The sequence below is a fragment of the Candidatus Binatia bacterium genome (assembly GCA_029248525.1).
Classification (GTDB): domain Bacteria; phylum Desulfobacterota; class Binatia; order UBA12015; family UBA12015; genus UBA12015.
Genome location: JAQWJE010000027.1, coordinates 40,589 through 56,397 on the forward strand (window position 1 = coordinate 40,589; position 15,809 = coordinate 56,397).

A 15,809-nucleotide genomic window follows, 5' to 3' on the forward strand; every position below is an offset into this window, starting at 1 on the left:
CCCGTTTGAGCCGGACATTCCGTCCGACCCGCGAGCCCCTATATGGAGTCTCGCAACCCTAAGTTTTTGATTTATGCGCCTGCCGACTTGGCCGTAATCTCTTCCGAGACCGAGGATGGCGCTGCCTCGTATTGTGAAAACTGCATTGAGTAGTTCGCGCGCCCCTGCGTCATGGAACGCATCTCGGTGGCGTAACCGAACATTTCCTTGAGTGGCACCTCGGCGCTGACGACCTGAGCTCCGGCCCGAGGCTCCATGCCCTGGACCTTCCCTCGTCGACTGCTGAGGTTACCGATCACGTCCCCCATGAACTCTTCGGGCGTGACAACTTCGACGGACATCATAGGCTCGAGAAGAACCGGCGATGCCTTGCGACAAGCATCCTTGACCGCCATCGAACCGGCAATCTTGAACGCCATCTCGGACGAATCGACTTCATGATACGAGCCGTCCTTTAGTACGATCTTGACGTCGACGACGGGATAACCAGCCATGACACCCGTCTGCAGAGCTTCGCGGACACCCTTTTCCACGGCCGGGATGTATTCCTTCGGAATGTTTCCGCCCTTGATGGTGTCTTCGAAAACGATGCCGCCGCCTGGCTCCTGCGGCTCGACGTCGATGACGACATGGCCGAACTGGCCTCGTCCACCGGTCTGCCGGGAGAATTTAGTCTCCTGCGAAACAGGAACACCGATCGTCTCGCGGTAGGCCACCTGCGGCTTGCCGACGTTTGCCTCGACGTTGAATTCGCGCTTGAGGCGGTCGACGATAATTTCGAGGTGCAACTCGCCCATTCCGGCGATAATTGTCTGGCCGGTCTCTTCATCGGAGCGCACGCGGAAAGACGGATCCTCGGCGGCCAGCTTGCCAAGCCCGACCCCCAACTTCTCCTGATCGCTCTTGGTCTTCGGCTCGATCGCGATATCGATCACCGGATCCGGGAAATCGATGGATTCCAGGATCACGGGATCTCGTTCGTCACACAGAGTATCGCCCGTGCGGGTATCCTTCAGTCCGGCTGCGGCCGCGATATCTCCGGCAACCGCGTCCTTGATTTCCTCACGCTTGTTGGCGTGCATCTTGAGGATACGACCGATGCGCTCCTTGCGCTGACGCACCGAGTTGTAGACGTAAGTTCCCGTCTCCATGCTGCCCGAATACACGCGGAAGAATGTGAGACTGCCGACGAAGGGGTCGGCCATGATCTTGAACGCAAGCGCGCTGAAAGGCGCATCGTCGGAAGACGGTCGGGTCACAGGTTCGCCCTTGGCATCGACGCCCTCGACGTCGCTTTTGTCGACAGGCGACGGGAGATAATCCACGACGGCGTCCAGCAGCGGCTGCACACCCTTGTTCTTGAAAGCCGTTCCACAGAGCACGGGCACCATCGTGCCACCGAGGGTCGCCTTGCGGACGGCTGCCTTCAGTTCGTCAATCTCGATCTCGCCGCCCTCGAGGTACTTCTCCATCAGGGCGTCGTCGCCCTCGGCCGCACCCTCGATCAGCGCTTCGCGAAACTTGTCGGCATCGGCCTGCAAATCCTCGGGGATATCGTCCTCGCGGTAGCTGGCACCCATGTTTTCGGTGTCCCAGATCAGGGCCTTCATCTTGACCAGATCGACAACGCCGGCGAAGTCTTCCTCGGCGCCGATCGGCAGATTGAGGCGCACGGGGTTTGATCCCAAGCGGTCCTCGATCATCCCGACGCTCATCTCGAAGTCAGCGCCTACGCGGTCCATCTTGTTGATGAACGCGATGCGAGGCACATCGTATTTATCGGCCTGGCGCCAGACCGTTTCGGACTGCGGCTCGACGCCTGCGACCGAATCAAACAGCGCCACAGCTCCATCCAGCACGCGAAGTGAGCGTTCGACTTCCATCGTGAAGTCAACGTGGCCCGGGGTATCAATAATATTGATCCGGTGGTCGTCCCACTCACAAGTCGTCGCCGCGGACGTGATGGTAATCCCGCGTTCCTGCTCCTGCTCCATCCAGTCCATGGTGGCCGAGCCTTCATGGACTTCACCGATCTTGTAGTTGATCCCGGTATAATAGAGGATCCGCTCGGTGGTCGTGGTTTTACCGGCGTCGATATGAGCCATGATCCCGATATTACGGACTTTTGAGAGAGCTATGGTGCGAGGCATGAGACCGATTTCCTACCAGCGATAATGGGAGAAGGCGTTGTTCGCCTCTGCCATCCTGTGAGTGTCTTCGCGTTTTTTCACGGCGTTCCCGCGCATATTGGCGGCGTCCATGAGTTCCCCGGCCAATCGTTCGGACATCGACTTCTCGTGGCGGGCGCGCGCGCTTGCCACAATCCATCGCATCGAAAGAGCGACTCGGCGGCTCTGACGAACCTCGACGGGCACCTGATAGGTAGCTCCACCGACACGACGGGATCGAACCTCGACGCCGGGCTTCGCATTATCCAGAGCCGATTTGAACACGGCGAGGGGGTCCTCACCGCTGCGCTCGGCAATCATGTCGAACGCACCGTAGAAAATTCCTTCGACCAGGCTCTTCTTGCCCTGAAGCATCATGTTGTTCATGAACTTCGTGACCAACCGGTCTTGATATTTTGGATCCGGCAGGACTTCCCGCCGGCGAACCTCACCTTTACGTGGCATTTTTCTTCTGGCTTTCAGTTTGTCCGCCGCCGGCTGAACCGACTTCGGTAAACGTTCCAAACTTGGACGATTCCGGAAACATTTCCGGAATCGCACGATACCGTACCAACCCCTCTTCCGAGAGGCCGGTCCGGGCTTTCCCTGATTTTGTCTTTAAAGACCGACTAGATGCCTAGTAAATAAGCACGCTACTTCGGCCGCTTTGCGCCGTACTTGGAGCGACCCTGTCTGCGATCCTGCACGCCGACCGTGTCCAACGTTCCTCGAACGATATGATAGCGAACGCCGGGCAGATCCTTCACACGACCGCCTCGAATGAGAACGACCGAGTGTTCCTGCAGGTTATGACCGATACCTGGAATATAGGAAGTGACTTCAATCCCGTTGGTCAACCGCACACGCGCCACCTTGCGGAGGGCGGAGTTCGGCTTCTTCGGGGTTGAGGTATAAACCCTTGTACACACACCGCGCTTCTGCGGAGATTTCTGCAGTGCTGGCACTGTTGGACGGCGCTTCTGTACTACGCGCCCTTTTTTCACCAGCTGATTGATCGTCGGCATGAGGGAACCCGATTCCTCGATATGTCCACTCGCTTACTGCGAGTCAGCGCCATACGTTAGCGACGCTAATGATTTATTGATTTTCCCCGCCTTCAGGGTCGCCGGATTCGGCGTCTTGGGGGGAACCTTTAAAACTCCCGAGCTTTAGGGAACGCAAGCCTGACTGTCAAGCCACCCCTATGGAGGAATCGCCTACCAAACCCTCTTCTTCGTCCGGCAGGAGCTCCTGTTCGGGCTCGTGGACCTCGACTTCGACCTCCTGGTGCTGCACCAGACCCGAACCTGCAGGCACCAGACGTCCCATAATCACGTTTTCTTTCAGGCCGCTGAGGTCGTCGACCTTTCCGTTGATCGCCGCTTCCGTGAGCACCTTGGTGGTTTCCTGGAAGGATGCCGCCGAGATGAAGCTTTCCGTGGACAAACTGGCCTTGGTGATCCCCAAAAGCAGCGGTTCCGCACGAGCCGGCTCGGCGCCTTCAGCTTCCAGGCGCTCATTCACTTCGCTGAGGCGCCAGGCTTCGACCGGATCCCCCAGCAGGAAGTCCGAATCACCGACCCAGGTGATCTTGACGCGACGCAGCATTTGGCGAACGATTACCTCGATATGCTTATCGTTGATCTTCACGCCCTGGAGTCGATAGACCTCCTGAACCTCATCCACGAGGAACTTGGCGAGCTCCTGGCGTCCCTTCACGGCAAGAACGTCATGAGGGTTGGTTTGGCCATCCATCAACTGATCGCCGGCCCGCACATGGTCGCCTGGATGCACACGCAGATGCTTGCCCTTGGGGATCAGATATTCGCGCTTCTCGCCCACTTCCGGGGTCACTTCGATCTTGCGTTTGCCCTTGGTGTCCTTGCCATAGGAAACCACACCATCGATCTCGCTGACGGTAGCAGCCTCCTTCGGCTTGCGAGCCTCGAAAAGCTCGGCGACACGAGGCAGACCACCGGTAATATCCTTCGTCTTGGTGGTCTCTCGAGGCATCTTGGCCAAAACGTCGCCGGCCGCAATCTCATCGCCTTCGGCAACGTTGAGGTGAATCCCGACAGGCAACTGATAGCGCGCCTCACTCCCGTTGGGGAGCAATAATATCTTGCCACTCGCATCGCGAACGACGATGCTCGGCGACGGCTGTGCCACATCCTCTTCGGCTTTTTTGGCTGCCGTCTTTTTCTTTTTGGCGCCGGTCTTCTTGGCCGCCGTCTTTTTCTTTTTGGCTTTGGGCGCCTCGATCGTCTGCGCCTGTGACGCGCTATAATCGATCACCACAGTGGTCGACATTCCGGTCCGCTCATCCAACTCTTCACGCATCGTCACGCCTTCGATGAGGTCCTGGAAATGGGCCACACCCGAGAGTTCGGTGAGCATCGGCGTTGTATAGGGGTCCCACTCGGCCAAAAGGGCTCCAGCTTCAACCGAATCACCGTCTTTCACCTGCAAATGGGCGCCGGCAACGATTTTATGACGTTCGCGCTCGCGCTCGCGATTCCCGCTCTGCTCCACAACCGAGAGCTCGCCATGGCGTGACATGGCCACCAGTCCGCCGTCTTTGCGGCCCACCGGATCCACATCATGAAGACGAACAACGCCGTCATATTTGGCTTTCAAATCGGTGTTTTCAGCAGCGCGACTCGCGGTGCCACCGATATGGAAAGTGCGCATGGTCAACTGCGTGCCTGGCTCACCAATCGATTGTGCGGCAATCACACCCACCGCTTCGCCCAGGTTCGCGATGTTCCCGCGAGCCAGATCACGACCGTAACATTTGGCGCAGACGCCCCGTCTCGTATCGCAGGTCAGAACCGACCGGATCTTGACCGAGTCCACATTCGCGTCCTCGATAATCCGAACTTTCTCTTCGTCGATCTCGGTATTGGCCGGGACCAGAAGCTTCTGATCAAACGGATCGAGGATATCCTCCAGAGCCACACGGCCCAGAACTCGTTCGCCCAACGACTCGATCACTTCGCCGCCCTCCATCAAGGAGTGCAGCTCGATCCCGTCGAGAGTCTGACAGTCTTCTTCCGTAATGGTGGCGTCTTGCGCCACGTCCACGAGGCGTCGTGTCAGATAGCCCGAGTTGGCAGTCTTGAGCGCTGTATCGGCCAGTCCTTTTCGGGCGCCGTGGGTCGAGATGAAATATTGGAGAACGGTCAATCCCTCGCGGAAGTTGGCCGTAATCGGAGTTTCGATAATTTCTCCGGACGGTTTCGCCATCAATCCGCGCATCCCTGCAAGCTGACGCATCTGCTGCTGGGAGCCACGAGCACCGGAGTCGGCCATCATGAAGACCGGATTGAAGCTGTCCGTCTCTTCCTGTTTCGAGCCATCGCTGAAGGTCTCGACACGCAACTCGGCAGCCATGACCTCGGCCACGTCATCGGTCTTCTGAGCCCAAACATCGACGACCTTGTTGTAGCGCTCGCCGTCGGTGATCAAACCCTTTGCGTATTGATCGGCAATCTCGGCGACGTCCTTGGCCGCTTCCTCAATCAAGGCATCCTTGGTGGCCGGGATACGCATATCCTTGATCCCGATCGAGACGCCCGCCATGGTCGCGTATTTGTAGCCAGTATCCTTGAGCTTGTCGGCAAAGATCACGGCCGCCTTATTCTGTGCGCGGCGGTAGGCAATATCGATAATATTGGCGAGTTCCTTCTTCTTCAGAGTCTTGTTGATCTCTGCAAAAGGAAGTTCCGGCGGGCAAACCTCATAGAGGAGCACCCGGCCGACGGTCGTGCGATAGATCTCGCCAGCGATGCGGCAGTTGATAGCGGCCTGAAGGTCGACTTCCCCCTGATCAAAAGCCACGCGAACCTGGTCGGGACCAAAGAAACAGTCTTTCTCGACCTGATCCGCCTGCTCTTCGAGAGGCAACTGTGTGCCCTTCGCAAACGGCCTGCGCCGGGACATCCAGTACAACCCCAACACCATATCCTGCGAGGGGACGATAATCGGCTTCCCGTTCGCTGGTGAGAGGATGTTGTTGGTCGACATCATGAGGGTTCGCGCCTCGACCTGGGCTTCCACCGAAAGCGGAACGTGAACCGCCATCTGGTCGCCGTCAAAGTCGGCATTATAGGCCGAGCAAACCAACGGGTGGAGCTGGATCGCCTTCCCCTCGATCAAGACCGGCTCAAACGCCTGAATGCCCAGACGGTGAAGGGTCGGTGCACGGTTGAGAAGCACCGGGTGTTCCCGAATGACTTCGTCGAGAATATCCCAGACTTCAGGGCGCGCCTGATCCACCATCTTCTTGGCGCTCTTGATCGTGGTAACGAAACCACGCTCCTCGAGCTTATTATAGATAAACGGCTTGAACAGCTCGAGGGCCATCTTCTTGGGGAGACCGCATTGGTGCAGTCGCAACTCGGGGCCGACAACAATCACGGAGCGACCCGAATAGTCGACGCGCTTGCCGAGCAGGTTCTGACGGAATCGGCCCGTCTTGCCCTTGAGCATATCCGACAAGGATTTCAGAGGGCGCTTGTTCGGGCCCGTGATCGCTCGACCACGACGTCCATTATCGAAAAGGGCGTCGACAGCTTCCTGAAGCATCCGCTTCTCGTTGCGAATGATGATATCCGGAGCTTGAAGCTCCATCAGACGCTTGAGGCGATTGTTCCGGTTAATGACGCGACGGTAGAGATCATTCAGATCGGAGGTCGCGAAACGACCACCGTCCAGAGGCACCAGAGGGCGCAGGTCAGGCGGAATGACCGGGATGACCTCGAGGATCATCCACTCGGGTCGGTTCCCCGAGCGGCGCAAGGCACTGATCACCTTCAGACGCTTGGCCAACTTCTTGCGCTTGGCCTCACTCGTGGCGTCCTTCAGGTCCTGACGAAGAGCCAGTGCATCGGCCTCGACATCGAGTCCCTCCAGCAACTCGCGGATCGACTCGGCACCCATCCCGGCCCGGAAACTGCCCGGACCGTATTCCTCGACTGCCTGACGATGCTCTGTCTCGGTCAGCAACTGGCATTCTTCCAGCTCGGAGTCCTTGGCATCGATCACGACGTAGGATTCGAAATAAAGGATCTTCTCGACTTCCTTGAGCGTCAGGTCGAGAGCCGTTGCGATACGAGACGGCAAGCTTTTCAGAAACCAGATATGTGCGACCGGCGTGGCCAGTTCGATATGGCCCATGCGCTCGCGGCGCACTTTGCTCTGAATGACTTCAACACCGCATTTCTCGCAGACGACACCACGATGCCGCATGCGTTTGTACTTGCCGCAGTTGCACTCGTAGTCCTTGGTCGGTCCGAAGATCTTGGCGCAGAACAAGCCATCCCGCTCCGGCTTGAAGGTTCGGTAATTAATCGTCTCCGGCTTCTTGACCTCGCCATGAGACCAGGAGCGGATCGTATCCGGCTCCGCAATCGAAATGCGGAGAGACCCGAAGGCGACCGGATTCTTTGGCTTCTCAAATAGACTGAAAAGATCTTCCATCGGTCACTCCTGTGGCTCGGCGGCGTCCAGCACCGGAGCCTCTTCCTCAATAAGTTCAACGTCCAAAGCGAGGCTCTGCAATTCCTTGAGCATCACATTGAAAGATTCGGGCAGACCCGGTTCCAGAACCGTCTCGCCCTTCACGATAGCCTCGTACATCCGTGTGCGACCGATGACATCATCGGACTTCACAGTCAGCATTTCCTGCAGAGTGTACGCGGCGCCGTAAGCTTCCAGAGCCCAGACTTCCATCTCACCCAAACGCTGACCACCAAACTGCGCCTTGCCGCCCAAAGGCTGCTGCGTGACGAGAGAGTATGGTCCCGTCGAGCGCGCGTGGATCTTGTCGTCCACAAGGTGGTGAAGTTTCAGCATGTAAATAATGCCGACGGTGACAGGCTGCGAGAAGCGATCGCCCGTCTTGCCGTCGAAGAGCCACGACTGCCCGGTGTCCGAAAGTCCGGCCTTCTCGAGCAAGCCGAAAATCTCTTCCTCGGAGGCGCCATCGAATACAGGCGTCGCTGTATGAATGCCCCGAGTCGCCTTGCTTGCCACGCGCTCCAGATCCTGAGCACTCGCCGAGGCAAATACATCCTCGAATTCCGGGCCATAGGCATCTGACAGCTTGCTGCGCAGTTCGTCTTCGGCGCCACTCTGGCGAAAGGCTTCCAACGCCTCAGCGACCTGGAGGCCCAATTGGCGGGCCGCAAAGCCAAGGTGCGTTTCGAGAATCTGGCCCACGTTCATACGTGAGGGAACGCCGAGCGGATTCAGAACAATATCCACGGGCGTGCCGTCCGCGAGGTAGGGCATATCTTCTTCCGGTAAAATTCGGGAGAGAACACCCTTGTTCCCGTGACGACCGGCCATCTTGTCACCCACCTGAAGCTTGCGCTTGATGGCAACAAAAACCTTGACCAATTTGATCACACCGGGAGAAAGCTCATCGCCTCCCTGAAGCCGGCTCTTTTTCTCTTCGGTGACGCCGCGAAGGTGGTCGATCTGGTCACGCATCGCCCGACACGTACCCTCCAGCTCCTCTTCGGATTTATCATCGCCGATACGAATATCGCCCCAAAGCATCGAGGGAATATTTTCATCGATATCTTCGGCCGTAATCTCCTGGCCCTTGGCAAGAAGCTGACGCCGATGATCATCGGCGAGTTTTCCGGAGGCAACCTTGCCGACGACCAATTCCTTTACTTTTCGAGCGGTGCTTTCGCGAAGAATTCGGACCTGATCGCCCTCGTCCTTGACGAGCCGAGCGACTTCCTCCTCTTCGATCTCGCGAGAGCGCTCATCCTTGCTCACACCCTTGCGCGAGAAGACGCGGGCCTCGATCACCGTGCCCTCGACTCCCGGAGGAACCTTGAGCGCGGTATCGCGCACTTCACCGGCCTTCTCACCGAAGATCGCACGAAGCAGTTTTTCTTCCGGAGAAAGCTGCGTCTCGCCCTTCGGCGTGATCTTGCCCACCAGAATGTCTCCGGGGCGAACCTCGGCACCAATCCGAATGATTCCCGACTCGTCGAGATCTGCGAGGGCTTCCTCGCCGACGTTCGGAATGTCTCGCGTAATATCCTCTGGTCCGAGCTTGGTGTCGCGAGCAACACACTCGAACTCCTCGATGTGCACGGAAGTGAACCGATCTTCTTTGACCAGGCGCTCACTCACGAGGATCGAATCCTCGAAATTATAACCGCCCCAAGGCATGAACGCGACGAGCACATTCTGGCCCAGGGCCAGATCACCGACCTGCGTGGCAGGACCGTCTGCAAGAACATCACCAACAGCAACCCGGTCTCCCGGTTGCACAATGGGCTTCTGGTTCATGCAGGTGCTCTGGTTCGATCGCTGGTATTTGACCAACCCGTGGATATCGATCCCGGTGTCACTGCCATCGGTCTTCGGATTGTCGGCGCGAACCACAATTCGGGTTGCGTCAACGCTCTCGACCACACCTTCGCGCTTGGCAACCGCCGTGACTCCGGAATCCCGGGCCACGATCGCTTCCATTCCGGTGCCCACAAACGGGGCATCGGTTCGCAGAAGAGGAACGGCCTGACGTTGCATGTTCGAGCCCATCAGAGCTCGGTTGGCATCATCATGCTCGAGGAAAGGGATCATCGAGGCCGCCACCGACACCAACTGGTTGGGCGAGACGTCCATATAATCCAGCCGGTCCGGAGGAACCTGCTGGAACTCACCAGCCGTCCGGGCAGAAACCAGATCGCGAACATAGCTTCCGTCGGCATTAAGCGGAGCATTCGCCTGAGCAATCGTATGCTGCTCTTCCTGCAACGCCGAGAGGAATTTGATGTCGTCGGTTGCCACACCCTCGGCTACCTTGCGATAGGGTGTCTCGACAAAACCGAACTCATTCACGCGAGCATAGGTGGAGAGCGAAGCAATCAATCCGATATTGGGACCTTCAGGGGTCTCAATCGGACAGACGCGACCGTAGTGGGTCGGATGGACGTCACGAACCTCAAAGCCGGCTCGTTCGCGGGTCAAACCACCCGGGCCAAGTGCCGAAAGACGTCGCTTATGCGTCACTTCCGACAAGGGGTTGGTCTGGTCCATGAACTGGGAAAGCTGCGAGGATCCGAAGAACTCCTTCACCACTGCCGCGACCGGTTTGTAGTTGATCAGCTCCTGAGGCATCAGAGTCTCGATATCCTGCAGACTCATCCGCTCCTTGATCGCCCGCTCCATGCGGACCAGGCCGATGCGGAACTGGTTCTCGACGAGTTCACCGACCGCGCGCACCCGGCGATTGCCAAGATGGTCAATATCGTCGGTGGTGCCGTTACCATTCTTCAGGTCGATCAGATAACGAACCGCCTCGAGGATATCGGACGAACGCAAGGTACCCTGATCGAGAGGTGTCGCTTCTTCGTTCCCGAAGAGCTTGTGGTTCATCTTCAGACGACCCACCTTGGAAAGATCGTAGCGGTCCGGATTGAAGAACAGGTTGTCGAAGAATGTCCGCGCGGTTTCGCGCGTCGGAGGATCGCCCGGACGCAAGCGCTTGTAGATCTCCATGATCGCCTCATCAGGCGAGGTGATCTTGTCCTGCATCATGGTGTTGCGGAGGAATGGTCCCACGTCGTCGGTGAAGAGCACTTCGATCTTCTTGATCTTCTTCTCGATCAAGGACTCGAGCTCTTCGGGGCCGATTTCCTGGTTACACTCCAGAATCAATTCGCCCGTAGCCGGGTCGGGGACATCCACCGAGGAAATCTTGCCCACTAGATCCTCGAGAGGCATGGGTAAATCCTTGACCCCAGCCGCCTCGATATTCCGCAGGGCGCCCTTGGTCAGCTTCCGGCCGGCCTTGACGACAACTTCGTTGTTCTCCGGATTCCGGATATCCATGCTGATCCGCGTGCCGAGATGCAGATCGGAGCGGAAGGCCCGCGAGGCGTGGTCGGCCTTCAGCGTGATCTCTTCCTTTTTGTAGAAGTAGTTCAGGAGATCTTCTGTCTCCATACCGAGCGCGCGCAACAAGACAGAGGCGTGGAATTTCCGACGCCGATCGATGCGAACGTAGATGGTATCCTTGGCGTCGAATTCCAGATCGATCCAGGAGCCGCGATAAGGAATGACTCGCGCCTTGAAAAGCAGTTTGCCGGAGGAGTGCGTCTTGCCCTTGTCGTCGTCGAAGAACACACCGGGCGAGCGGTGGAGCTGTGATACAATCACGCGCTCGGTCCCGTTGATCACGAAAGTACCGTGATTCGTCATGAGCGGGATCTCACCGAAGTAGACCTCCTGCTCCTTGACGTTCTTGATCGAGCGAGCGCCGCTGGTGGGATCCACATCATAGATCACCAGATGGACGGTCACTTTCAGGGGGGCTGCGTAGTTATTACCCCGTTGCTGGCATTCGTCGATATCGAACTTGGGTTCGCCAATCGAGTACCGTACGAAGTCCAGTTCAGCGGTCTCGTTAAAGTCCTTGATCGGGAAGACCGATTTGAAAACCGCCTGCACGCCGACATCTTCCCGTTCATCGGGAGCCACGTCGAGTTGCAGGAAGTCGTCGTACGACCGCCGCTGAATTGCAATGAGATTGGGAATATCAACAACGCGTCGAATCTTCCCAAAGCTACGCCTGGGACGGAAATTATCCGCTAGCTGAGCTGCCATCTACGCTCTACGCTCCTGTCGCACCGGTGCGCCTAAACGCAGCAGAACGACCTTTCGAGCCAGAAAACGAGCACGCACGAAGCCCGTCGGGCTTCGTGATGCTCGCTTCCAAAGGTAATACGATCCGGGACGAGCGCGCCATATGGCACGCTCGACGATCAATCGAGCTCGACAGCGGCGCCAGCCCCTTCGAGTTTCGTCTTGATCTCTTCCGCGTCGGCCTTCGAAACGCCTTCCTTGACGTTTTTGGGGGCCCCGTCGACCAGATCCTTGGCTTCCTTCAATCCGAGACCGGTGATTTCGCGAACAACCTTGATCACCTGAATCTTCTTTTCGCCAGCGCCCTTGAGAACGACATTGAACTCGTCCTTCTCTTCGGCTGCGCCGCCGGCGTCACCGCCAGCGCCACCAGCTGCGGCTACCGCAACCGGGGCCGCCGCAGAGACACCCCACTTCTCTTCAAGCTGCTTTACCAGCTCGGAGACTTCGAGGATCGTCAGTCCCGAAAGCGTTTCAATCAGCTCGTTTATCTGCTCCGCCGTCATGGCCATTTTCTTCTGTACTCCCTGGATAGGTCGGGTCTTGAAGACCCGTGGTGGTTTGGATTCCTACGGAATCTTTGCGCTTATTCCCCGGCTGCGCCGGAGTCGGCGCGCGCCTGCAACAACCGAGCGACCTGGCCGCCCGGCTCGTTGAGAAGACGCACGAGCTGGGTGCTCGGCGTCGTAAGTAAACTGAGGAACTTCGCGCGGACTTCGTCCAGACTCCCCAGTTTCGAAAGCTTCTTTACGCCCGCCTCGTCGTACAAGTCCCCATCGAGGATCGCGGCACGGACGTCGAGCTTTTCTTCGTGTTCCTTCGAGTAATCAACAATTTCCTTGAGCACGGCGATCGGATCGCCATACCCGAAGACGAGGGCTGTCTGCCCCTTCATCTGTTCGCCGAAATCAGCGAAATCCGTATCTTCGACCGCTCGCTTGGCCAGACTATTCTTGGCGACCTTGTACTCGCCATCGATCGCTCGCACCTTGTTGCGCAGGTCGGTGACCTCGGCAACGGTCAAACCGTGCGGCTCGGCCAGAAGGGCAACACTCGCCCGCGCGAAACGATCCCGCAAATTATCGACGGCTTCTGTTTTTTCTTGCAGATTCACCTGAAGGTTCTCCGTCTCTTCTCAAGCAGCCGTCGAGGCTGCTGTGGATGGATCCACCGCAACTCCGGGGCCCATCGTTGTCGAAATAGCCACGGAACGCATATAGGTTCCCTTTGCGGTCGAAGGCTTGGCTCTGACCAGGCTCGAAATCACTTCGTTGGCATTGTCGACCAACTTCTCGGTGCCGAAGGAACGACGGCCGATCGGAACATGGACGATGCCGGCTTTTTCGACCCGGTATTCCACTTTACCCGCCTTCAATTCTTCCACGGCGCGAGTCACATCCATGGTGACCGTTCCGACCTTCGGGTTCGGCATCAAGCCTCGTGGTCCGAGGACCTTCCCGAGACGGCCCACGACGGCCATCATGTCCGGGGTCGCGATCACCTTGTCAAAGTCGAGCCATCCCTCGCTGGTGATCCGCTGGGCCAGTTCCTCTCCGCCCGCGAAATCAGCACCAGCAGATTCTGCTTCGGCCAGCTTCTCGCCCTTGGCGAAAACCAGAACCCGAACGGACTTTCCGGTGCCATGGGGCAGAAGGCAGGTTCCGCGTACATTCTGATCGGCCTGTCGGGGGTCGACGCCGAGACGAACCGCCAATTCGACAGTCTCGTCGAATTTCGGGGCATCTGCCTCGAGTGCAACGCCGATGGCGTCCTCGATGGAATAGCGGCGTCCTGCTTCAACTTTGCCGCGAGCATTGGTCATTCTTTTGCTGAGCCGTGCCATGATTCTGCTTTCTTTCGTCTCTCTCAGCCTTCGACGGAGATGCCCATGCTTCGGGCCGTTCCGGCGATAATGTTCTCGGCCGCGTCGAGGGTATTTGCGTTGAGATCCTTCATTTTGGTCTCGGCGATTTCACGAACTTGAGCCTGGGTCACGCTGCCAGCGATCGTCCGGCGAGGTTCGCTCGATGCCTTTTTCAGCTTGGCTGCCTTCTTCAGAAGCACAGAGGCTGGAGGCGTCTTGAGAATATAGGTGAACGAACGGTCGGCGTAGACCGTGATGATCACCGGAATGATCAGCCCGGACTGCTGCTGCGTATCGGCGTTGAAAGCCTTGCAGAACTCCATGATATTGACGCCGCGCTGGCCGAGAGCCGGTCCGACAGGAGGACTCGGGTTCGCCTTTCCCGCAGGGATCTGGAGCTTGATTTCGCCTATGACCTTCTTTGCCACTTGGTTTCCTCTACAATTCTGGAGCTTGACCGAACGGGGTCAGCCCTTTTCCACCTGAACATACTCGAGCTCGACCGGAGTCGACCGCCCGAAGATGCTGATGAGAACTTTGAGCTTGCCTTTTTCGGGCTTCACTTCTTCGACTTCTCCGTTGAAGTCCTGGAAGGGACCATCGATGACCTTTACCTTGTCGCCGATTGCGAAGAGATCCTTCGGCTTCGCAGAACCCTCTTCCATTTGCTGGGTAATCTCGAGAACCTCGGCTTCGCTGATGGCCGGAGGGTCATCCGTGCCCCCGACAAATCCGGTGACGCGAGGCGTCGCTCGGATGAAGCCCTTTAGGAAGTCCCCCAGGTCGCCGACGTGCACGAGAACGTAACCCGGGAAAAATTTCCGTGTCGAAGTCCGTCGCTGGCCCTTGACCAACTCCACAACCTTCTCGGCCGGCACGAGAACCTCGAAAAAGGATTTGAGCTGCTCCACGGCAACTTCGGCTTCCTGAAGAGCGTATTCGTCTCGAGAGCTCAGGGTATCCTTCGCCTTGAGGATCTCGATCTCGGCTTCCTTGCGGGTGATCTCGTTGCGCTTGCGCTCGTCCATCGAGACCTTCACCTTCGCCTCATAACCCGAATAGGTATGCACGACGTACCAATAGGACCGGGGCTTGGCCGGAACTTCATCCGCTACGGTGTCATTCGACATCAGACCCTCCTTTCGACAGCCGTGATGGCTCTGGTGAAATAGCGACGCGTCATCAGGCCGTCCCCATGAACAGCTGCATGACGTAGGAAAGAGCGAAGTCCACCAGCCCGAGGAAAGTGGCCGAAATCACGACAACCGCCAAAACCACAGCCGTTGCCTGATAGGTCTCTTTCCGCGTGGGAAAGTGGACTTTGGCGAGCTCGTACCAAGCTTCGCGAAGGAATTGGATGGACCTGGGGACGATCGTTGTGACTCCGCCCGCAACTCCAGCCTGTCCTGCGCTGGTTTGATTCGATTCTTTTTTGGAAGCCTTTGCCATTTTAAATTTCTTCGATCCGGTCGCCACAGCCTGATTGATCTGCAACAGGCCAGGCAGGATTCGAACCTGCAACCCCCGGATTTGGAGTCCGGTGCTCTAGCCAATTCGAGCTACTGACCCTTGATTTCCTGCCCGATTCTTTCAGCCCTTCGGCCAAACAGACTCTTTCACGAGCCCAGGAGCGGACTTGAACCGCCGACCTCGTCATTACCAATGACGTGCTCTGCCAACTGAGCTACCTGGGCTTTCGCCTTTTCGATCTATTTTCCTAATCTGAAGCGGGAAACGGGATTCGAACCCGCGACCCCGAGCTTGGAAGGCTCGTGCTCTAGCCAGCTGAGCTATTCCCGCGCTCTATGATGAACTTTTTCACTTCCCTGAATTTCAATGGAATGGAGAGGGTAGGACTCGAACCTACGTAGGCTTACGCCGGCAGATTTACAGTCTGCTCCCGTTGACCACTTGGGTACCTCTCCTCCGCTTAACGCCGCCTAAGCCGATGATCGGACTTGAACCGACAACCTACTGATTACAAATCAGTCGCTCTACCAATTGAGCCACATCGGCCCAACAGCCCCATGCGCTCCGTCCCTTAACGCTCCATCTGTCTGATAAAACTACGAAAAAACCAAAAACAACATCCCGGAACGCGAGTT

11 protein-coding genes and 5 tRNA genes are annotated in these 15,809 nt (G+C 57.6%); all 16 read right to left on the reverse strand.

Going from position 1 to position 15,809, the window contains the following annotated elements; genetic code table 11:
- Positions 1–71 precede the first annotated feature (71 nt).
- Positions 72–2,150: an elongation factor G gene (gene fusA, locus P8K07_05945; protein MDG1958068.1), complete on the reverse strand. Its 2,079-nt coding sequence runs from the start codon at positions 2,148–2,150 to the stop codon at positions 72–74.
- 12 nt (positions 2,151–2,162) lie between these two features.
- Entirely contained in the window at positions 2,163–2,633 is a 471-nt protein-coding gene (gene rpsG, locus P8K07_05950; GenBank protein ID MDG1958069.1) for a 30S ribosomal protein S7, read from the reverse strand.
- A gap of 188 nt (positions 2,634–2,821) precedes the next feature.
- Entirely contained in the window at positions 2,822–3,193 is a 372-nt protein-coding gene (gene rpsL / locus P8K07_05955) for a 30S ribosomal protein S12 (GenBank protein MDG1958070.1), read from the reverse strand.
- Positions 3,194–3,359: 166 nt separating this feature from the next.
- Positions 3,360–7,649 carry a DNA-directed RNA polymerase subunit beta' gene (gene rpoC, locus P8K07_05960; protein ID MDG1958071.1) on the reverse strand — a complete coding sequence of 1,430 codons (4,290 nt, stop codon included), beginning with the start codon at positions 7,647–7,649 and terminating at the stop codon, positions 3,360–3,362.
- Between the two features lie 3 nt (positions 7,650–7,652).
- A complete protein-coding gene (gene rpoB, locus P8K07_05965) occupies positions 7,653–11,801 on the reverse strand; it encodes a DNA-directed RNA polymerase subunit beta (protein MDG1958072.1) in 4,149 nt (1,382 codons plus the stop codon).
- Between the two features lie 158 nt (positions 11,802–11,959).
- Complete coding sequence (gene rplL, locus P8K07_05970; GenBank protein ID MDG1958073.1) at positions 11,960–12,346, reverse strand: 50S ribosomal protein L7/L12; 387 nt, start codon at positions 12,344–12,346, stop codon at positions 11,960–11,962.
- An 80-nt stretch (positions 12,347–12,426) separates the two neighbouring features.
- Positions 12,427–12,954: a 50S ribosomal protein L10 gene (gene rplJ, locus P8K07_05975; protein MDG1958074.1), complete on the reverse strand. Its 528-nt coding sequence runs from the start codon at positions 12,952–12,954 to the stop codon at positions 12,427–12,429.
- A 21-nt stretch (positions 12,955–12,975) separates the two neighbouring features.
- Entirely contained in the window at positions 12,976–13,683 is a 708-nt protein-coding gene (gene rplA / locus P8K07_05980; GenBank protein ID MDG1958075.1) for a 50S ribosomal protein L1, read from the reverse strand.
- Between the two features lie 23 nt (positions 13,684–13,706).
- Entirely contained in the window at positions 13,707–14,132 is a 426-nt protein-coding gene (gene rplK, locus P8K07_05985; GenBank protein ID MDG1958076.1) for a 50S ribosomal protein L11, read from the reverse strand.
- Between the two features lie 39 nt (positions 14,133–14,171).
- Positions 14,172–14,834, reverse strand: a complete 663-nt coding sequence (gene nusG / locus P8K07_05990; GenBank protein MDG1958077.1) for a transcription termination/antitermination protein NusG — start codon at positions 14,832–14,834, stop codon at positions 14,172–14,174.
- Between the two features lie 52 nt (positions 14,835–14,886).
- Positions 14,887–15,153, reverse strand: a complete 267-nt coding sequence (secE, locus tag P8K07_05995; GenBank protein ID MDG1958078.1) for a preprotein translocase subunit SecE — start codon at positions 15,151–15,153, stop codon at positions 14,887–14,889.
- 45 nt (positions 15,154–15,198) lie between these two features.
- Positions 15,199–15,273 (reverse strand) — tRNA-Trp (locus P8K07_06000).
- A 52-nt stretch (positions 15,274–15,325) separates the two neighbouring features.
- Positions 15,326–15,398: transfer RNA gene (locus P8K07_06005), tRNA-Thr, on the reverse strand.
- A gap of 32 nt (positions 15,399–15,430) precedes the next feature.
- Positions 15,431–15,504, reverse strand: a tRNA-Gly gene (locus tag P8K07_06010).
- Between the two features lie 42 nt (positions 15,505–15,546).
- A tRNA-Tyr gene (locus tag P8K07_06015) sits at positions 15,547–15,629 on the reverse strand.
- A gap of 18 nt (positions 15,630–15,647) precedes the next feature.
- Positions 15,648–15,720 (reverse strand) — tRNA-Thr (locus P8K07_06020).
- Positions 15,721–15,809 lie beyond the last annotated feature (89 nt).